The following is a 19,986-nucleotide window of genomic DNA, read 5'->3' on the forward strand; positions in this document are numbered from 1 at the left end:
CCGGACCGGGCCAGGCCTCGGCGCCCCCACTTCAGTCGGCGTCGCGGGTGCGCTCCGGCGGCGGGTTGGAGCGCACCCATTCGCGTCTCTGCTCGCCCGTCATGGCCCGCCATTGCGCCTTCAGCGCCGCGCGCTCGCCTGGGGGCAGCGCACGCATCCGCGCATAGAGCGAGCGCATCTGTTCACGCTGTTCGTGGCTCATGTGGCGCCAGCGTTCCATCCCCGAGCGCGCCTGCCGGCGCTGGTCGGGGGTCATCTCCCGCCAGCGCCGGGCATGCTCGAGCATGCGTGGCCGGTTGGCGGGTTCGCTGTTCCAGCGCTCGCGCAACGGGGTGACCAGCAACTCGCGCTGTTGCGGCGTCAGCCGGTCCCAGTCGGGCAGTGGCGTGGCGGCCCCTGGCGTGGCGGGCCCGGCTGCGACGGTGCCCGCCGCCAGCAGCAGGGTTGCCGTGGCAGTGGCCAGCCACCGGCGTCGTGGCAGGTAAGGCAGGGACGGCATTTCAGGGCTCCCGTGTCGGGGGCAGGTCGTCGTTGACGGCCAGCCAGAGGTACATGTCGGGGTTCTCGTCCAGGGTGGCGACGATCTCTTCGATATCAGCGGCCGGACCGTCCGCGTCCATCGCGTCCGCCGCGGCCACCTGCGGGGCCATCGCGGTGGTGGCCGCCCCCGGTGCGACGAAGCGCAGTCCCAGTGCCAGCGCGGCCACGGCGGCGAAGGCGCCGGCCCACTGCCACGCCGGTGCCGTCCGCTTCCGCCGGGTGGCGGGGGCCAATGCCGTCCGGCGTGCCGCCCGCAGGGCGCCGGCGGTGGAGGGCGGCAGCGAGTGCAGGCCCTGCGCGTATCGCGCCCGCATGGCGCTGTCGAAGGCGTCGCCATCCCGTGCCTGCAGGTTCGGATCTCGTGTGCTCATCGCCAGGGTTCCAGGTGCCGTTGCAGCGCTTCGCGGGCGCGGAAAAGGTGGGTCTTGACTGCGCCTTCGCTGCAGCCCATGACACGTGAGGTGGTCGCTACGTCGAGCTCTTCCAGAATGCGAAGGGTGAACGCCTCGCGCTGCCTGCGCGGCAACTGTCGCAGCGCATCGGCCAGCTCCCGGTACGCCTCCTGCCCGTCGTGCGTCCGACCGGGTCCTGCAGCGCTGGGGTCCGCCCATTCCACCGGGTTGTCGCGCTCGTCGTCGGTGCTGGGCGCCAACCACCGCAGGCGCAGGCTGCGCCGACGCTGGATGTCGACGATCCGGCTGCGCAGGATGCTCCAGAACAGGGGCGTCCATTCCGTCGCCGGGCGGTCGGCGTAGGCGAGCATCTTCACCATCGCGTCCTGCACCGCGTCCAGCGCGTCATCGCGCTGGCGCAGCCCGATCTCGGCGAACCGGAATGCGCGGGTCTGGATGCCGGCCAGGAACGCTTCCAGCGTCCCCGGGATGGCGACGCCATCGCCGTCGCCGTCGGCGGATCGGATCGGGGCCGCCACGGGGGGCGGCCGGGTTTCGTCATGGACGGACACGAGCTGCAGCATAGCGATCGGTCGTCAGCAGGTGCATCGGTGCGGGTGGGCCGCCCACCGCTGCGCGGGGACGGTACACGGGCCGCGTATGGCGACGGTCGGTCATGGAATGCGGGCGTCATGTGTCCGGGGCGGGGCAGGTGCAGGGGCAGGCGGCTTGCAACCCACGGGCTGCACCCGGGGAGAACGCCGGCGGCCGCCCGGCGTTGACCGGCTGTCGGCACCATTCAGGCGCCGGTTATGATGCCGCCATGCGCCGCGGCACCCTGCGCATGCCGCGTTCCCACGGAGGCAAGATGATCGACGGCCTGGATGCGCTTTACATCTTCATGCTGGCCGGGGTGGCCGGCCACGTGATCATTTCGCGGGTGCCGGTGATCCTGCATACGCCGCTGATGTCGGGGTCCAACTTCATCCACGGGATCGTGCTGGTCGGCGCGATGGTGGTGCTCGGCCATGCCGACACGACCGCCGAGAAGGTGGTCGGCTTCATCGCCGTGCTGCTGGGCGCGGGCAACGCTGCCGGCGGCTACGTGGTGACCGAGCGGATGCTCGAGATGTTCAAGTCCAGCCGCAAACCCGCCCCGCGCCCCGGGGACCAGCCATGAGCGTCCCCGCGCTGCTGGCGGGCGCCAGCTACCTGGTCGCGGCGACCCTGTTCCTGCTCGGCCTGCAGCGCATGGCCTCGCCGGCCACCGCGCGCAGCGGCATCCAGTGGGCGGGCTGGGGAATGTTGATCGCCACTGCCGCCACCTTCTTCCTGCCCGGTCTGCACAACCTGGAGTTGATCGTCATCGCGCTGGTGCTGGGCACGGTGCTGGCCTGGGTGTCGGGCAAGCGCGTGGCGATCACCGACATGCCGCAGATGGTCGCGCTCTACAACGGCATGGGCGGCGGCTCGGCGGCGGCGATCGGCGCGGTCGAGTTGCTGCGCTGGTCTGCCGCCCGGCAGGACGACGGCACCCTGCGCGGGCTGCAGGCATCGCTGGATGCCGCCCCGCCTTCGATGGTGACGGTGGTCCTGGCCGTGCTGGGCGGGGCGATCGGTGCGGTGGCGCTTTCGGGCTCGGTGGTGGCATGGGCCAAGCTGGACGGTCGGCTCGACCGGCGGGTGGTGTTCCCGGCGCAGCAGTTGTTCAACGCCGCGGTGCTGGTGGCGATGGTGGTGGCCGGCGGCATTGCCGTACAGAGCCTGGACCTGACCGCGATCATCGTGTTCTTCGCCCTGGCGCTGGCGCTGGGCGTGCTGATGACACTGCCGATCGGCGGCGCCGACATGCCCGTGGTGATCTCGCTGTACAACGCGCTGACCGGCCTTGCGGTGGCCTTCGAAGGCTACGTGCTGGGCAACCCGGCACTGATCATCGCCGGCACCATGGTCGGGGCGGCGGGCATGCTGCTGACGCGGTTGATGGCCAAGGCGATGAACCGCTCGGTGCACAGCGTCCTGTTCTCGAATTTCGGCGGTGGCGGTACGGCCCAGGAGATCGCGGGCAGCCAGCGCTCGATCGATGCGGCCGATGTCGCGGCGATGATGGCCTATGCCGAGCGGGTGGTGATCGTCCCCGGCTACGGCCTGGCCGTGGCCCAGGCACAACACAAGATATGGGAGCTGACCCAGCGCCTGGTCGAGCGCGGGGTCAAGGTGAAGTTCGCGATCCACCCGGTCGCCGGTCGCATGCCCGGGCACATGAACGTACTTCTCGCCGAGGCCGGAGTGCCCTACGACCTCATCGCCGACATGGACGACATCAACCCGGAGTTCGCCACCACCGATGTCTCGCTTGTGATCGGCGCCAACGACGTGGTCAACCCGGTGGCCAAGACCGATCCGGCCAGCCCGATCTACGGGATGCCGATCCTGGACGTTGTCGATTCGCGCAACACCATCGTCATCAAGCGCGGCAAGGGCACCGGGTTCGCCGGCATCGAGAACGCGCTGTTCTATGCCGACAACACCCGGATGCTATACGGCGACGGAGCCGAGATGGCCGCTGCGCTGGTGAGTGAGCTCAAGGCGCTGGACGGCGGGCACTGAAGCCGGGCCCGCCCCGGCTCAACGCGAAGCCACCGCGGCCAGCACCAACGCCGCGGCAATCCACGCCAGGTCCGCGGTCCCGTTGGCGAGCTGGGCCAGCGTCCAGGCGAGGTTGTGGCCCAGCTTGGACGCCGACTCCCACGGCTGCAGGCCGAGCATCGCGCCCAGGTGCGCCGCGATCAGCCACCAGTTGGCGACGACGATCGCCAGCCCGGTGCCGGTAACGCCCAGGGCGAGCCGGCCGACGCCCGGGCGCCAGCCACCAAGACGCAGCACCCAGGCCACGTCCAGCGCCGCCAGCAGGGCCATCCAGCTGTACTGGCGGCCGCTGTAGCTACCCAGCAGTACCCAGACCGCGGCAAAGCCGAACACCGCCACCGCCAGCAGCGCCCACGACATACCGCCCACGCCGTGCTTGGGGCGGCGGGTGCCGGTGGATCGGGTGAGGGAGGCGGGCATGGGTGGAGGCGACTCGCAGAAGGTGGCAGCCCGACAGGATAGCCGGCCCGGCCCCGGCCGCGCCGGTACAATGGCAGGTCTCGTGCCAGCCTCCGGCACCCTGAACTGATCCGGCATGTATTCCCGCAGCAGCGAACCCGTCCGCTTCGAACGCGATTGCCCCGCCGTCCTCGTCCCCCAGGGGGACGAGGTCAACCTGCCCGCGGGCAGCGTGGGCTACATCACCCAGGCGTTGGGAGGCAGCTACACCGTCTTCGTGGAAGGCAACCTGTTCCGCATCGCCGGGTCCGATGCCGACGCGCTGGGCAAGGAGCCCCCCGAACCGTTGCGACTGCCGGAAGGCGCGGACGACGAGGCCGTCGAGCAACTGGTGTGGAAGCAGTTGCGGACCTGCTTCGATCCGGAGATCCCGGTCAACATCGTCGACCTGGGGCTGATCTACGAGGTCCACCTGCTGCCTGCCGATGCCGGCCAGCGGATGATCGAGGTCAAGATGACCCTGACCGCGCCGGCGTGCGGCATGGGCGACATCCTGGTCGATGACGTCCGCAGCAAGCTGGAGATGATCCCCACCGTCGCCGAGGCCGACGTGGAGCTGGTCTTCGACCCGCCGTGGAACCGCACGATGATGTCTGAAGTGGCGCGGCTCGAGACGGGCATGCTCTGACGACGGCTACCGCCCCGGCCCGTTCACCGCCACGCCTCGTCGAAATCCCTGAATCTGCCGTCTGGTCGCGTTCGTGCGAGGCCCGTGCGCGGGCGCCGTCTGCAAGCGGCGTGCCGTGTGCCCGGTGCCGCACTTGCGTGGCCGGATCATGACTTTTGGCAGGGCGATCGCGGGATATGTGATGTGGGTCGCACTTTGAAGCGTGAAATTGCTGCGCCTGCAACTTGAACTTCACGTAAACGGTCACGTAGCGTCAATGTTCTGACGTTCAGCGTCAGGCCATGCCGCCATGCCGCCGGCCGAAGAGCCGGTTCAGTCCATGGCGGTTTCGTCGCATTTTGCGGCACACATCACGAAAGTCTTCGGGGGTTTCACTGATGTCTCAGCACTACTCGGGCCTGCGCGTACGCGCGCTGGTCGCTGCCACTACGCTCGCTCTCGCCTCGTCTACGGCCTTTGCCGCCGACCGGGTCAACATGGCCGGCCTGCAATCGGCGCCCACCCACGACCGTTTCATCGTCAAGTACCGTCCCGGCAGCGCGCCGCAGACGAGCGCCGCTTCGTTGAAGACCGCGCTCAACCGCGCCGCCACCGCCGCGCGCGGCGGCAAGGCCCTGGGCCTGCAGCGCCTGCGCCGCATCTCCACCGGTGCCGACGTCGTCACCACCAATCGCAAGCTCGACCGCGTCGAGGCCGCCACGCTGATGCGCCAGCTGGCCGCCGATCCGAACGTCGAGTACGTCGAGGTCGACCAGCTGCTGCAGCCGCTGTTGACGCCCAACGACCCGCGCTACAGCCAGCAGTGGGGCTACTTCAACGCCACCGGCGGCATCCGTGCCGACCAGGCGTGGGACGTGAGCACCGGCCAGGGCATCGTGGTCGCCGTGCTCGACACCGGCAGCACCAGCCACAGCGACCTCAACGGCAACACCATCGCCGGCTACGACATGATCAGCGACGCCACCGTGGGTGGCGACGGCAACGGCCGTGACAGCAACCCGGCTGATCCCGGCGACTACTCCGGTGGCCAGAACTCCAGCTGGCACGGCACCCACGTGGCCGGCACCGTCGCGGCCCTGACCAACAACAACAACGGCGTCGCCGGCACCGCGTTCGGTGCCAAGGTGCAGCACGTGCGCGTGCTGGGCAGGGGGGGCGGTTACACCTCCGACATCGCCGACGGCATCACCTGGGCGTCGGGCGGCAGCGTCAGCGGCGCGCCCGCCAATGCCACCCCGGCCGAAGTGATCAACATGAGCCTGGGCGGCAGCGGTTCGTGCGGTTCCACCACGCAGAACGCCATCAATGGCGCCATCGCGCGTGGCACGACCGTGGTCGTCGCCGCCGGCAACAGCAACGCCAACGTATCGGGCTTCACCCCCGGTAACTGCAACGGCGTGATCTCCGTGGCCGCCACCGACATCAACGGCTCGCGCGCCAGCTTCTCCAACTACGGCACGCTCATCGACGTGTCCGCCCCGGGCGTGAACATCCAGTCCACCCTCAACAGCGGCAGCACCACGCCGGGTTCGGAAAGCTATGCCAGCTACAACGGCACCTCCATGGCCGCGCCGCACGTGGCGGGCGTGGTGGCGCTGATGCAGGCCGCTGCATCGTCGCCGCTAACCCCGGCGCAGGTCGAGCAGGTCCTGAAGGACACCGCACGTGCACTGCCGGGCAGCTGCTCGGGCGGCTGCGGCGCGGGCATCATCAACGCCAAGGCGGCGGTGGATGCCGTGTCGGGTGGTGGAACGGATCCGGATCCCGTCCCCGGCGACAGCGTGTTGACCAAGGGCGTTGCCAAGACGGGCCTGGCCGCCAGCACCGGCAACTCGCTCAACTTCACGATGGCCGTGCCGTCGGGCGCCAGCAACCTGACGTTCAACATGTCCGGTGGCACCGGTGATGCGGATCTCTACGTCCGCTTCGGCAGCGCACCGACCGATACCACCTACACCTGCCGTCCGTACCTCAACGGCAACAACGAGACCTGCACCATCGCAGCACCCAGCGCGGGTACCTACCACGTCCGGGTGAAGGCCTACTCGACCTTCTCCGGCGTCAGCCTGGTCGGCAACTACGACACCAGCAGTGGCGGTGGCGAGCCGCAGACCTATACCAACAGCGGCAACTACTCGATCTATGACAACGCCACCGTGGAAAGCCCCATCTCGGTGTCGGGCCGCAGCGGCAATGCCCCCAGCAGCGTGCCGGTGGCCGTGGACATCCGCCACACCTACAAGGGTGACCTGCGGGTGGACGTGGTCGCGCCGGATGGCTCGGTCTACAACATCCACAACCGCTCCGGGGGCAGCGCCGACAACGTCATCGGTACCGCCACGCTCAACCTGTCCAGCGAAGCCCTCAACGGCACCTGGAAGCTGCGCGTGAACGACAACTACCGCGGCGATACCGGCTACATCAACAGCTGGAGCATCACGTTCTGATCGTGGTCTGAAGATCGAACGGACTCTATCCGAGTCATTGCGACATCTTGGACCCCGGCTTCGGCCGGGGTCTTCTTTTATGTGACGAAGGCGAATGCGAGGCCGCTCGAAGAAGCCGCTGCCGCAAGCGCGCTTCGGCCGACGAGGTCCCCGGGGTGCGGCTGGCGCTGCGCCTGCGGGCGGGAGGTCAGCCCAGGGCTTCGAACCGGTTGGCGTCGACGTTCTTGCGGACCCGGGCGGGGTCCCAGATGCGACCGTTCATGGCGATGTACACGCCGGCCGGGAGCGACTGCACCGCACCGACCGCGGTACCGATGTTGAACTCCGCGTCGGAGCCGCGGAACCGGGCCGGGTTGAGCGCACCGGTCAGCACGATGGTCTTGCCCGGGATCGCCGCCAGCACCTTGGCGGTCTCGACCATGCTGTCGGTGCCATGGGTCACCAGCACGTGGCGCGTCGCTTGCGCGGCGATGGTGGCGCGCAACAGCTCGCGGTCCGCATCGTCCAGGTGCAGCGAGTCCTTGCGAAGGATCGGGATCACGTCGTAGCGGAATGCCACCCCGAGCTCGTCCAGGATGCGGCCGATCTGTGGCGCCCCGACCTGGAAATCCGACTTGTCGTCGAAGTAGATCTTGTCGATCGTGCCGCCGGTGGTGACGATGCAGAGCTGGTCCATGGGGTCGGGCGGCGGGGTGCGAATGGGGCGTGGATTATAGGCCCGTGACCCCGGCGGCGCGGTGGATCAACCCCTTTTGCGGCCGAAGCGCGCGGCCAGGCCCGGCCAGCTCGCCGCGAAAACGATCACTACAGCCAACACGGTTTCCAGCAGCGCCAACAGGCGCGCGTCGGGGCTGGACCAGGCCACCATCACGCCGTGGCTGAACCACGCAAGGGCCAGCACCGCGGCCATGAATCCGGCGGTACGCAGTCCCACTGCCACCCCGACCGCCAGCAGCAACGGCGGCAACGCAGTGAACGCGAGCACGGAGACACGGGCGTCATGCAGCGCGAACCAGGCCAGGTACAACCCCGCCAGCGCCAGCAGCGCGACGACCAGCGCCACGCGTGCACCACGATGGGGTGAACCGGTTGCCGGGCCCGTCATGCCAGCTGCATCGCAAGCCGGGCCACCCGGCGGCCCAGCGCGCGCGCCAGTTCCGCCTCGTCGTCGGTGGGCTGCGGGTCGTCCTCGGCGCCGGCGACGTGGCTGGCGCCATAGGGAGTGCCGCCGCCCCGGGTGCGGTGCAACGCGGCCTCGGTGTAGGGGATGCCGACGATCACGCAGCCGTGGTGCAGCAACGGCACGTGCATGCCCAGCAGCGTGGCCTCCTGCCCGCCGTGCTGGCTCGCCGTCGAGGTGAACACGCCGGCGGGCTTGCCCACCAGCGTACCGCTGGCCCATTGCGCCCCCAGGCCATCGAGCCAGTGCTTGAGCGGTGCGGCCATGTTGCCGAACCGGGTCGGGCTGCCGAGCAGCAGGCCGGCGCACTCGTCCAGGTCGCGCGGCTCCACGTAGGGCGCCCCGTCTTCGGGCACCGGGGGAGCGGCCGACTGGGTGACGGCGGCCACCGGCGGCACGCTGCGCAGCCGCGCGGTCGCGCCGGAGACCTCGCCGACGCCGCGGGCGACCTGGCGTGCCAGCCGCGCCACCGAGCCACCGCGGCTGTAATAGAGCACCAGGACCTCGACCGTATCGGCCATGACGACCTCCGCATTGGGCCGGCAAGGATACCGTCCGCTGACGACGGTACGCGGTGGAGCGATCGGTTAACCTCGGCGCGATGACAGGCCGCTACAGCATTGAATCCCTGCGTGACCGGCTGCGCGACCGGGCACGGCTGAGCACGTTCTACCGGTTCGTCGCGCGCCGCGTGCTGGACGACAACCTGTTCCAGGCCGCCGGTGCGCTGTCGTACACCACGGTGTTCGCGCTGGTGCCGCTGTCGATGGTGGTGTTCGGCGTGCTCGCGGCGTTCCCCGGTTTCGCCGACTGGAGCGACCGCCTCAGCGACTACATCTTCTCCAACTTCGTGCCCACCTCGGCGCGGTCGGTGGAGGGCGTGCTCAAGCAGTTCTCCGCCAACGCGGACAAGCTGACCGCCGCCGGCGTCATCGCGCTTCTGGTCTCCCTGCTGATCACCCTCAACGGGGTGGAAACCACCTTCAACCGCATCTGGCGGGTCAAGGCCGCACGGCCCCGGCTCGGCCGCTTCCTGGTGTACTGGACGGTGCTGACGCTGGGTGCATTGATTGCCGCGGCCAGCCTGGCGGTGTCGGCACGGTTCTTCGCAATGGCCGTGTTCGAAACCCAGGTCGGCGACATGCTGGAGAGCACCGTGCTGCGGCTCACGCCGATGGTGCTGGAATGGCTGGCGTTCGCTGCGATCTACCGTGTCGTGCCGCACCGCACGGTCAAGTGGCGGCATGCCCTGGTGGGCGCGCTGCTGGCCACGGTGCTGTTCGAACTCGTCAAGTGGGCCTTGGGCATGTACCTGGGCACGTTCGGCAACTACTCGCGGATCTATGGGGGCCTGGCGTTCGTGCCGATCTTCCTGTTGTGGGTGTTCCTGAGCTGGGTGGCGGTGTTGTTGGGCGCATCGATGGCCTCGGCGATGTCGGCCTTCCGATACCAGCCGATCAACATGCGGCTGCCGCTGGGTTACGAGATGTACGGCCTGTTGCGCCTGCTTGCGCGGTTCCGCGAGGCGCGGCGCACGGGGCAGGGGCTGCACACCGACCGCATCCAGCAGATGGAGCCGATCCTCACCGATGCCCTGGTGCAGGACATGCTGGCCCAGCTGGAGGAAATAGACGTGGTGCGCCGGGCCGAGGACGGGCAATGGCTGCTCTCGCGCGACCTGGACGAACTGACCATGGCCGAGCTGTACGAGGCGTGCCAGCTGCGTGTGCCGGTGGCGGAGGCGCACCTGCCCTGCCGCGACGACCCGCTGGGCCGCGCGGCGATCGAGGCGCTGGACGAACTGCGCATCCCGCTGCGCGCGCTGCTCAAACGACGCGTGGGCACCATCCACGCCAATGAAGGGGAATGACGATGCCGCTCCGCACCCGGGCTGTTGCCCGACCTGCCTTTACCTTCCTGCTGGCGTTCGCCCTCGCCGCCTGCGACCGGGGCGGCGACGCGCCCGGCCCCACGGCAACCGACGACGCGGCGGCTAAGGCAACGGCTGAAGCGACGGAGGCCGATGCCCCCCCGGCTGGCGACACCACCCCCAGCGAACCGGTCACGCCGCGTCTGTCGTTGCCGACGCTGGGCGGCGCGACCTACGACCTCGCCGACCACCGTGGCAAGTGGGTGGTGGTCAATTTCTGGGCCACGTGGTGCGCGCCGTGCCTGAAGGAAATGCCCGAGCTGTCGGCGCTGGATGCGATGAACGAACACATCGAGGTGGTCGGCCTGGCGTATGAGGAGATCGACGAGGCCGCCATGCGGGCGTTCCTTGAAAAGCACCCCGTGGTGTACCCGATCGCGATCCTCGACGTGACCGCACCGCCCGAGGACTTCGAGACACCGCGCGGCTTGCCGATGACCTACCTGATCGCACCGGACGGCCGGGTTGCCGACCGCTTCCTCGGGCCGGTCACCGCGCACGAGCTGGAGGCCGCCATCGCCGCGGCCGGTGGACCGGCGGCCGGCCCCGGCGATGCCGCGGACCCGCCCCCGGCGTAATCCCGGTGAGCGCGGCCCGCTTCATCGTCAGTGGCAAGGTCCAGGGGGTGTGGTTCCGCGCCTCCACGCGCGAGCAGGCGATCGCCCTGGGCCTGCGCGGGCACGCACGCAACCTGGCCGACGGCACCGTGGAGGTGCTTGCGGTGGGCGAGCCCGCGGCAATAGACGCGTTGGCCGACTGGCTCGGACGCGGCCCACCGCAGGCGCGGGTCGATGGACTGCGGCGGGGCCAGGCCGATGGCGGATCCGCGCCGCCGGGTTTCCTGATCGGCTGACTTGCCCGGCAGGCGCGACGCCACCTAGCGGGGTGCCTGCCCGGGTGGCCGCGCCACCCAGGCATCCACCGCATGCACCGCCCGGTCATCCTGCAACGGGATCGCCATGCCCGGCTGTTGTTCGCCGTCCACCGCCAGGCGTGGCGCCTCCCCGGCATCGACCTGCCGCACGTGGATCCGGTACACGGTGTCCCTGAAGCGATAGCGCAGCCGGTACTCCGGCCAGTCGTGGGGGATGCAGGGTGCCAGCCGCAGGGTGTCGCCCTCGCGTTGCAGCCCCAGCAGCGATTCGACCATGAGCCGATACATCCAGCCGGCCGAACCGGTGTACCAGGTCCAGCCGCCGCGGCCGACGTGTGGCGCCACGGCGTAGACATCAGCGGCCACGACATACGGCTCGACCTTGTAGGTGGCCGTGCTTTCCGGGTCGCTGCCGTGGTTGACCGGATTGATCATCCGCAGCAGGTCCCATGCGCGCGCGCTGTCGCCCATGTGCGCGAAGGCCATCGTTGCCCAGATGGCGGCATGGGTGTACTGGCCGCCGTTCTCGCGCACGCCCGGCACGTAGCCGCGGATGTAGCCCGGGTCCTGCGGGGTCTTGTCGAACGGCGGGTCCAGCAGCTGGACCAGGCCCGCATCGCGACGAACCAGGTGCTGGTCGAGCGAGGCCATCGCCTGGCGCGTGCGGTCGCGATCGCCGGCGCCCGACAGCACCGACCAGCTCTGTGCGATCGAGTCGATCCGGCACTCGTCGCTCTCGGTCGACCCCAGCGGCGCGCCATTGTCGAACCACGCCCGCCGGTACCAGGCGCCATCCCAGGCATGCTTCTCCAGGTTCGCTCGAAGCGAATCCGCCGCGGTCAGGCAGTGTTCGGCGAAGGCGCGGTCACCGCGCGATCGCGCCAACGCGCTGAATCGCGTCAGCGCGTCGAACAGGAAGAAGCCCAGCCAGACGCTCTCGCCCTGGCCGCGCTCGCCGACCCGGTTCATGCCGTCGTTCCAGTCGCCGGTGGCGATCAGCGGCAGGCCACGCTCGCCCAGGAGCTCCAGCCCGCGCCGCAGTGACCTGACGCAGTGCTGGTACAGGCTCTCGCGCAGGGTCGAGGGCAAGGGAAGGTCGTAGTACGACTCCTCGTCGGCATTGACAGGCCGGCCCTCGATGTAGGCAACGGGCTCGTCCAGCACGCCGGTGTCGCCCGTTGCAGCCACGTAGCGGCATGCCGCCAGCGGCAACCACAGGTAGTCGTCGGAGCAGCGGGTGCGCACGCCACGATCCTGCGGCGGGTGCCACCAGTGCAGCACGTCGCCCTGCGGGAACTGGTGGGCGGCGCTGAGCAGCAGGTGCGCCCGGGCTCGCTGGGGCTCGGCATGGACCATCGCCATGGTGTCCTGCAGCTGGTCGCGGAAACCGAACGCGCCGCCGGACTGGTAGTAGCCGCTGCGCGCCAGGAAGCGGCAACCGATGGTCTGGTACAGCAGCCAGCCGTTGGCCAGCACGTCCACGCTGGGTTCGGGCGTTTCCACCTGGATCGTGCCCAGGGTGCGCAGCCAGTACAGGCGGACCGCGTCCAGCGCATCGTAGGCGGCGTCCAGGCCACGCGTGCGACGGGCCAGCGCCACCGCCTCGCCCCAGTCGCTGCCCATGCCGAGCCGGAACACGGTTTCGCTCTCCTGCCCGGGATCAAGGTCGATGCCCACCTGGATCGCCGCGCACGGGTCCAGGCCCGCACCGATCCTGCCCGACAAGCGCTGGCGCAGCAGTGCCGCCGGATGTCGCAGGTTGCCGTTGCGGCCGAGGAACTCGGCGCGGTCGCCGGTGAGGCTCCGCTCGCCGCCGCCCGGGTCGATGTCGAAGAACGCGACCCGGCCTTCGAATTCGGTGTTGTAGGGATTGCGGGCGGTCAATACGCCGCTGTCCCCGTCTATCTCGGTGAGCACGTGCATCTGTGTCTTGGCGTGCAAGTCGCCCAGGATCCACTCGACGTAGCCGGTGGCGCTCAACCGGCGCGGGCGGTCGGAGCGGTTGCGCAGCTTGAGCAAGCTGAACTTGACCGCATGTTCCACGTCCACGTACACCCACAGCTCGCTGGCGATTCCGTCCTCGACATGCTCGTACACGCTGTAGCCGAAGCCATGGCGCGTGCGGTAATGGCCGGTACCGCGGCGCGGCAACGGCATCGGTGACCAGACCTTGCCGGAGTCTTCGTCGCGCAGGTAGAAGGCTTCGCCGGCGCTGTCGCTCACCGGGTCGTTGTGCCAGGGCGTCAGCCGGAACTCGTGCGCGTTCTCGGCCCACGTGTAGCCGGGCGAGCTCTCGCTGACCACGCAGCCGAACTGCGCGTTGGCCAGGACGTTGGACCACGGCGCAGGCGTGGTCTGGCCCTCGGCGAGGTCGATGATGTATTCGCGGCCGTCCGGCGAAAAGCCACCTAGGCCGTTGCCGAGGATGCGCCCCTCGGCCACCGGGTCGAACGGCCATGGGTCCTCGGCCGGCGGTACCGCGTCCTCCTGCGTGTCGTCTCCGCCGGCGTGCGAAAGGTCGCTGGGTACGTACGCCGGGGCATCCCCGCCGGCTCCCGCCGCCGGTCCAGACAGGGTGAGCGGCGCCCCCTCGGCGACCAGGCTCAGTTGCACCGGCGCCGGCTCCAGCAGGGGCACCGGCGGCGCGACCGGCGCGCGCCGGCCGATCTGCTCGGACAGGCTGCCGCGCGCATCGCTGATGATCACCCGTGCCACCGTCTGCACCAGCACGCGGTCCTCGTGGGAAATCTGCTGGGTCGGGCGCACGAAGATGCCGCCGGGGCGATCGATCACGTGGGCTTCGATGCCGGCCGCGATCAGGCCCATGATCTGGTCCTGCAGCTGCTGCCGGTAACCGGCCTGGTCCTCGTTCCAGATCACCAGGTCGACCGCCAGGCCCTTGAGCCGCCAGTACGCGTGGGCCTGCACCAGCTGCCGCACCAGTTCGATGTTGGCGGCGTCGGCGATCTTCAGCAGGACCACCGGGTAGTCGCCCGAAATCGCCTGGCCCCAGAGCCCGGACTGGCCACGCCGGTTCTGCAGCAGCACCGCCGGATCGGCGCGCAGCGCGGGGTCGGCGTACAGCACCAGGCCGGCCATCCGCTCGTACAACTGCGCGTCGCGCTGGCTGGCGTTGATCTGGTGGCGCACCACCTGGCTGTGGGTCCACGCCAGGTCGAACACGCGGTCGGCCAGCCGCCGGTCGCGGTACTTGTCGATGAGGTCGGTGCAGGCTTCGCGAATGGCGCCGACGCCGGTGACCATGTCGACGGTCGCGGTCTGCCCGGGCAGCAGGGTGATGCGCCCGCGGATCGATACGATGGGGTCGAGCACGGATCCCTCGGAATCCGAAAGTTCCCCCGCGATGGTCAGGGCATCCGGGTTCTGCAGCGTGTTGCCGCGACCGAGGAAGCGGGCGCGATCGGTCTCGTAGGAAATGGCATCGATGTGGGCGTCGTGCACTGCCAGCAGGTGGAACATCCACGGCGGCGTTTCGTCATGGCCCCGCGGGCGCCGCGTGCAGACGATGGCCTGCTTCCCGCGGACCAGGTCGGTCTGCACGAACAGGTTGCTGAAGGCCGGATGCAGTTCATCGGAGATCGCTGGCGCCAGCACCACCTCGGCGTAGCTGGTGACCTCGATGGTGCGGGTGGCACCGGACCGGTTGGTGATGCGCAGGCGCCGCAGCTCGATGTCGTCCTCGGGCGAAACCGCGATCTCGGTGTGCGTCTCGAAGCCGTTCCGGCGGCCGCGGAACTCGGCCTTGGCATCGGAGAAGATCGCCTCGCAGCCATCGATGGCGGCCATGCAGGGCTGCTGGGTGGTCGACCAGAAGTCGCCGTTGGCGGCGTCGCGCAGGAAGCAGAAGCTGCCCCAGTGGTCACGGGTCGCGTCCTCGCGCCAACGCGTCACGGCCATGTCGCGTACACGGCTGTAGCCGCCACCGGCGCTGCTGACCATCACGTGGTAGCGGCCGTTGGAGAGGATCTGCACCGCCGGGCGCGCCAGTTCGGTGCCGCGGAAGATCCGCAGCTCGGTCTCGGCGACCTCCGACCGCGGCGAGGCGCCGGCCACTTCCGCGGCATGCGGGTGGAACGCGCCGGTGCGGGGGATGCGCTCCTGCAACAGCAGCAGGGTGGCCTGGAACTCGGGATCGGCCACGAAGCGCTGCTGCATCGGCTGGTCGCACAACAGGTACGCCAGCGACAGCAGGCCCATGCCCTGGTGGTGGACCATGAATGAACGGATCACCGCGTAGTCCTGGCCGCGCGGCAGGCGGGCGGCGGTGTAGTCGATCGCCTCGTAGAGCCCGAATCGGCCGGTGAACCCCTCGTCGGTCAGGCGCTGCAGGTTTTCGCACGCGGCTTCAGGCGCGACCATCAGCGCCATCATGCTGGCGTAGGGCGCGATGACCAGGTCCTGCGCGAGTCCCCGCTTCAGGCCCAGGCCCGGCACGCCGAAGGCGCGGTACTGGTAGTTCATGCGGGTGTCGACCAGGTTGTAGCCGGACTCGGAGATGCCCCACGGCACGTCCCGCTGGCGGCCGTAGTCGATCTGCCGCTGCACGCTGTTGCGCGAGGTCTGGTCGAGCAGTGCGCCTTCGTAGCTGGGCATCACCAGCTGCGGCATCAGGTACTCGAACATCGAGCCGCTCCACGACAGCAGCGTCGCGTCGCCATCCACCTCGGTCAGCAATCGCCCGAGTGCGAACCAGCTCTCCTGCGGCAGGCGTCCCTGCGCAATGGTGACGAAACTGCACAGCCGGGCCTCCGACGCCAGCAGGTCGTAGAAGCCCTGGTCGCGGCGCTGTTCATCGACGTTGTAGCCGATCGCCAGCAAGTGGCGCGCCGGGTCGTAGAGGAAGTCGTAGTCCTGCTGCGCGAACTGCCCGGCGACATGGGCCAGGCGCTCGAGTTCGGTGATCCGCTCGCGTGCGCGCGACGCGGCCGTGAACGCCGCCGAGGCCGGATCGGCATCCGTGCCCGCCGCGTCGACAAGCTGGCCGAGCGAGGGGATTCCGGCCACGTGCGTCGCCGCACCTTCGTCCTCCGGCCCGGTCAACCACGGCGAAAGCCACAGCAGGTCGTCATGCACCGCCATGCACTGCACCAGCAGCGCCCGCGCCCAGTGGGCCGCTTCGGCGGCAGCCTCGGCGCGCGGGTCGGTCCTGGGGCGTGGCGGGTCGTCCATGGCGGGCGTGTCTTCGACCACGATGTCGTACGGCGGCGATCCACCCTCGACCACGTCGTAGGCCAGGCCCCTCAGGGTGGTCAGCAGGAGGGAGGCGTCGCGCAGCGTGGAGGGCGGCGACTCGCGCGCTGCAAGCACGGCATTGCGCAAGGCCACCAGCGCACCATCCGCGGGTGTGCCGCCGCGCGACTCCAGCAGCACGTCGAGGGTGTCGTACAGCCCCTGCCACGTGGCCGGCGCGAGTACCGGCGCATCGCGCAGGGCCAGCAGGCCCTGGCGCAGGGTCAGCAGGTGCCCGGCCAGGTTGCCGCTGTCGACCGTCGATATGTAGCGCGGCGGCAGCGGCGCCAGCGTCTCGGTGTCGTACCAGTTGTAGAAGTGACCACGATGCCGGGGCAGGGATTCGAGCGTGCGCAGCGTGCTGGCGTTGCGCTCCATCAGCGTGCCCAGCGGCACGTAGCCGAAGTCGTACGCCGACAGGTCCGCCAGCAGCGAAAGCCCGATGTTGGTCGGCGAGGTGCGCCGGGCGACCACCAGCGACGGGTGCTCCTGCACGTTGTCGGGTGGCAGCCAATGGTCCTCGTCGGTGACGTGGCTTTCGAAGAACCCCCAGGTGCGGCGCGACAGCCGCCGCAGGAACTGCAGCTGGTCCGACGACAGGCGGGGGTCCCGGCGGACGCGCGGGCGGCCCAGCCACCACATCAGCACGGGCGATGACAGCCACGCTGCCAGTACCGGCAGGGCGACCGGCAACGCGGCCGGTTGCACCAGCGCGATGGCCATGCCCACGCCGACCGCGAAGGCCGGGCCGAACCACATCGTGCGCAGCGACCCGGCCAGGCTGTCGCCCAGCGTGCGCTCCACTTCGCTGGACGGCGCCCACTGCAGCAGGCGGCGCCTGGAAACCGCCGTGCGCCACAGCGTGCGGCCGATGGCGTCGAGGCTGAAATGCGCTTCGAACGGCAGGCAGGCCAGGGCCAGCGGGGCACGGGCGAAGTTGTGGACGGTGGCCGCAAGGGCCTGGTGCAGGTGGGGGCGCAGCGGCAGGTCCGGTGGCCGGTTGGCCAGGTCGATCATCGATGCGAGCAACGGCGGCAATACCAGGATCGACAGCACCCACAGCGTCCATCGCAGCGCGTCCACGGGCAACAGCCAGCCGAGCACCAGCAATGCGGTCATCGCCGCGGGCACCAGGCTGCGGCGCAGGTTGTCGACCAGCTTGCCGCGCGACAGCATCGACAGCGGGTTGCGCACCCGGCGGCCGTCTGCCCGGCGCGCCCATGGCCAGATCCACGGAAGCAGCTGCCAGTCGCCGCGTATCCAGCGGTGGCGCCGCCTCACGTCGACCGCATAGCGCGAGGGATGGTCCTCGTAGAGCTGCACGTCGCTGACCAGGCCGGCGCGGGCGTAGCAACCCTCCAGCAGGTCGTGGCTGAGCACGCGGTTGTCGGGCAGCGTGCCCGCCAGCGCCGCGTCGAACGCGTCGATGTCGTAGATACCCTTGCCGACGAAGGACCCCTCGCTGAAGAGGTCCTGGTACACGTCGGAGATGGCGCGCGTGTAAGGGTCGATGCCCGGCTCGCTGCCGTACAGGCGCGCGTACCACGACCGCGCCTGGCCACTCATGCTGATCCCCACGCGCGGCTGCAGGATGCCGTAGCCGCGGGTGACCACGCCGCGCCCGGGATCGAACCGGGCCTGGTTGAGTGGATGCGCCAGCGTGCCCACCAGCTCGCGCGCCGCATCGCGCGGCAGCTGGGTGTCGGTGTCGAGCGTGATCACGTAGCGCACGTTGCCCAGTGCCGCGGTGTTGCCGACGATGCACGAGAACGCATCGCGCTCGCCCGAGCGGAGCATCGCGTTCAGTGCCGCCAGCTTCCCGCGCTTGCGCTCCGGCCCGATCCAGCTCGCCTCGCCGGCGTTCCACTCGCGCGCACGATGGAACAGGAAGAAGATGTCGCCGCGACCGCCCGCCTCCGGTCCGCGGGCATAGCGTGTGTTGAGCGACTCGATGGCGCGCCGGGCGGCGTCCAGCAGCGCCTCGTCGCCGGGCAGCGTTGGCTGGTCGGCGTCGAGGAAATCGCTGAGCAGGGCGAAGTGCAGGTTGCCGTCGCGGTTGGCCAGGAACCGCACTTCCAATGCCTCGGCAAGCTCCTGTACGCCCTGCACGCTGCCCAGCATCGTCGGCACGACCACCAGTGTCCGCGCCGAGGTCGGGATGCCATCGGTGTAGTCAAGCCGGGGCAGTGCCCGGGGCGTCGCCAGCAGGGTCGCGGCCCAGTTGACCACCGCCACGCCGAGTTCGCTGAAGGCGATCACGCACAGCACGCCGATTGCCCAGAGCACGGCCAGCCCTCCGGCGGCGGGTTGCGCCTGCAGGATGAGGCCCTGGGTGAAGAAGGTGACGATCAGCGCGATCGGCGCGGTGTACGCAAGCAGCGGGATGCGCCGCGCGGTCTTGCGCATCGACACGCCAACGCCGTAGCGGGGCGACAGTGCGTCCTCGAGCGCGGGGCGACCGTCGTCGATGAGGTAGTAGCCGACATGCGCGGCGATATCATCGGTGCCGTGGGTGCGGGCGCCGGTGCGGGCCAGCTCCAGTGCCGCTTCGGCAACCTCCGATTCCTGCAGGCCACCCCGGCGCGCCAGTTGCTCGGCGGCATGCCGATAGCTGTCGCGGGTGGCGAAGTCCATCACCCCGTAGGTGCCGTTGGGATCCTGCAGCAGGGTCCGCTCGACCACGCTCATGGTCTCGACGAACTCGCGCCAGTCCATCATCGCCAGGAACCGCAGGCTGCCGATGCTGTTGCTGACCGAGACCTGGTCGGCGGCCTGCTGCTGGTTCTCCGCCTGCACCATCTGCTCGATGCTCAGGTGGCGGTCGCCCAGCCATTGCTCGACCCAGGTCAGCGGCAGTGCCAGCGCGGAGCTCTGCCCCTGCAGCCGCCGCGCCAGCTCGGCGACGAACGCGCTGGCCACCGGAGGATCGGAGCGCGCCATGTCGGCGGCCACCATCACCAGGCACTTGGGATCGGTTTCGGCCACCGCGGTCAGGCGGTCGGCCCACAGGTCCGCCAGGTTGCGGTCCACGCGGTCGGCGATGATCCGTGCACTGACCCGGCGCAGGTTCTCGATCAGCGCAAGCCGGAGCATGATCGGGATGGCCCACAGCTCGCCCAGTCTGAGCGGTGTCACCGTCTGGTAGGCCGCCACGAATCGGCTGAGGCTCTCGGCATCGACGCGGCCGTCGCCATGCGAGATCGCATTGAGGGCGATGTCGTACACGCGAGGCAGGCCCTCGGAGTTGCCATCGACCAGGCGCGGCAGTTCCCGGCTGTAGCCCTTGGGCAAGTGGCGCCGCGCGATCGAGACCTGCTCCTCGATCAGATAGATGTTGTCCAGCAGCCATTCGCCCGCCGGGGTCAACGCACGATGGGCCAGGGCCGCCTCGGTCAACATGCCGCAAGCGCGGTCGAGCACCAGCTGGTTGTCGCGCAACCGCTCCAGCAAGAGGTCGGGCGCAGGCTTGTCGTGGACCCGGTGGGCACTGGCCAGGGCCTTGCCGTGCAGGCCCATCTGCTCGGCACTGAACAGCGGCGCACGCAGCGGGGGTTCGCTCTCGAGGTCGGCGCGGCGTGGCGAAGGGTCGGACGCCGAGCGCATGTGCCTGCGCCAGCCACGCAGCAATCGCCGGCTG

General features: G+C 69.8%; 14 protein-coding genes and 2 pseudogenes. 8 read left to right on the top strand and 8 right to left on the bottom strand.

Annotation, left to right across the window (positions count from 1 at the left end):
* Positions 1 to 31: 31 nt before the first annotated feature.
* Genes ACJQWL_RS11915 through ACJQWL_RS11925 form a run of 3 tightly spaced genes read right to left on the bottom strand, consistent with a single transcriptional unit; the run spans position 32 to position 1,516 of the window.
* On the bottom strand, positions 32 to 499 hold the full coding sequence (locus ACJQWL_RS11915) for a DUF3106 domain-containing protein (RefSeq protein WP_330968760.1): 468 nt from the start codon (positions 497 to 499) through the stop codon (positions 32 to 34).
* 1 nt (position 500) lies between these two features.
* Positions 501 to 911 (bottom strand): hypothetical protein, encoded by a 411-nt coding sequence (locus ACJQWL_RS11920; protein WP_330968761.1) that lies wholly within the window; start codon positions 909 to 911, stop codon positions 501 to 503.
* On the bottom strand, positions 908 to 1,516 hold the full coding sequence (locus ACJQWL_RS11925) for an RNA polymerase sigma factor (protein WP_330968762.1): 609 nt from the start codon (positions 1,514 to 1,516) through the stop codon (positions 908 to 910). Before ACJQWL_RS11925 ends, ACJQWL_RS11920 begins: the two co-directional genes overlap by 4 nt.
* Positions 1,517 to 1,800: 284 nt before the next feature.
* Between ACJQWL_RS11925 and ACJQWL_RS11930 the strand changes: the two genes are divergently transcribed.
* Positions 1,801 to 2,112, top strand: coding sequence for an NAD(P) transhydrogenase subunit alpha part 2 (locus ACJQWL_RS11930; protein WP_330968781.1), 312 nt, complete (start codon positions 1,801 to 1,803; stop codon positions 2,110 to 2,112).
* The gene (locus ACJQWL_RS11935) at positions 2,109 to 3,542 is read left to right on the top strand and encodes an NAD(P)(+) transhydrogenase (Re/Si-specific) subunit beta (RefSeq protein ID WP_330968763.1); all 1,434 of its coding nucleotides are present in this window, start codon (positions 2,109 to 2,111) and stop codon (positions 3,540 to 3,542) included. Before ACJQWL_RS11930 ends, ACJQWL_RS11935 begins: the two co-directional genes overlap by 4 nt.
* A gap of 18 nt (positions 3,543 to 3,560) precedes the next feature.
* Here ACJQWL_RS11935 and ACJQWL_RS11940 read toward each other — a convergent pair whose 3' ends face one another.
* Entirely contained in the window at positions 3,561 to 4,001 is a 441-nt protein-coding gene (locus ACJQWL_RS11940; RefSeq protein WP_330968764.1) for a hypothetical protein, read from the bottom strand.
* Positions 4,002 to 4,116: 115 nt separating this feature from the next.
* Here ACJQWL_RS11940 and sufT point away from each other — a divergent pair, with 115 nt between their 5' ends.
* The 3 genes and pseudogenes from sufT to ACJQWL_RS11955 all read left to right on the top strand — a co-directional run.
* A complete protein-coding gene (sufT, locus tag ACJQWL_RS11945) occupies positions 4,117 to 4,668 on the top strand; it encodes a putative Fe-S cluster assembly protein SufT (protein WP_330968765.1) in 552 nt (183 codons plus the stop codon).
* A gap of 377 nt (positions 4,669 to 5,045) precedes the next feature.
* A pseudogene (locus ACJQWL_RS11950) lies at positions 5,046 to 6,749 on the top strand (S8 family peptidase); the annotation flags it as partial.
* 135 nt (positions 6,750 to 6,884) lie between these two features.
* Positions 6,885 to 7,115, top strand: a pseudogene (locus ACJQWL_RS11955) (proprotein convertase P-domain-containing protein); the annotation flags it as partial.
* A gap of 187 nt (positions 7,116 to 7,302) precedes the next feature.
* Here the strand turns inward: ACJQWL_RS11955 and ACJQWL_RS11960 are convergent.
* From ACJQWL_RS11960 to wrbA, 3 genes are all read right to left on the bottom strand, one after another.
* Positions 7,303 to 7,791, bottom strand: coding sequence for an asparaginase domain-containing protein (locus ACJQWL_RS11960; RefSeq protein ID WP_330968766.1), 489 nt, complete (start codon positions 7,789 to 7,791; stop codon positions 7,303 to 7,305).
* A gap of 66 nt (positions 7,792 to 7,857) precedes the next feature.
* Complete coding sequence (locus tag ACJQWL_RS11965) at positions 7,858 to 8,220, bottom strand: DUF2069 domain-containing protein (protein ID WP_411300919.1); 363 nt, start codon at positions 8,218 to 8,220, stop codon at positions 7,858 to 7,860.
* Entirely contained in the window at positions 8,217 to 8,816 is a 600-nt protein-coding gene (gene wrbA, locus ACJQWL_RS11970) for an NAD(P)H:quinone oxidoreductase (protein WP_330968768.1), read from the bottom strand. Before wrbA ends, ACJQWL_RS11965 begins: the two co-directional genes overlap by 4 nt.
* Positions 8,817 to 8,896: 80 nt before the next feature.
* Here wrbA and ACJQWL_RS11975 point away from each other — a divergent pair, with 80 nt between their 5' ends.
* From ACJQWL_RS11975 to ACJQWL_RS11985, 3 genes are read left to right on the top strand one after another with little or no spacing between them, the layout of a single operon-like run.
* Positions 8,897 to 10,165 carry a YihY family inner membrane protein gene (locus ACJQWL_RS11975; RefSeq protein WP_330968769.1) on the top strand — a complete coding sequence of 423 codons (1,269 nt, stop codon included), beginning with the start codon at positions 8,897 to 8,899 and terminating at the stop codon, positions 10,163 to 10,165.
* Between the two features lie 2 nt (positions 10,166 to 10,167).
* Complete coding sequence (locus tag ACJQWL_RS11980) at positions 10,168 to 10,803, top strand: TlpA family protein disulfide reductase (protein ID WP_330968770.1); 636 nt, start codon at positions 10,168 to 10,170, stop codon at positions 10,801 to 10,803.
* A gap of 5 nt (positions 10,804 to 10,808) precedes the next feature.
* Positions 10,809 to 11,078, top strand: coding sequence for an acylphosphatase (locus tag ACJQWL_RS11985; RefSeq protein WP_330968771.1), 270 nt, complete (start codon positions 10,809 to 10,811; stop codon positions 11,076 to 11,078).
* A 24-nt stretch (positions 11,079 to 11,102) separates the two neighbouring features.
* Here the strand turns inward: ACJQWL_RS11985 and ACJQWL_RS11990 are convergent, their stop codons facing one another.
* Complete coding sequence (locus ACJQWL_RS11990; protein WP_330968772.1) at positions 11,103 to 19,952, bottom strand: glycoside hydrolase family 94 protein; 8,850 nt, start codon at positions 19,950 to 19,952, stop codon at positions 11,103 to 11,105.
* Positions 19,953 to 19,986: the final 34 nt, after the last annotated feature.

Origin of the sequence: Novilysobacter viscosus (assembly GCF_046600715.1) — a bacterium.
Taxonomy (GTDB): Bacteria; Pseudomonadota; Gammaproteobacteria; order Xanthomonadales; family Xanthomonadaceae; genus Lysobacter_C; species Lysobacter_C viscosus.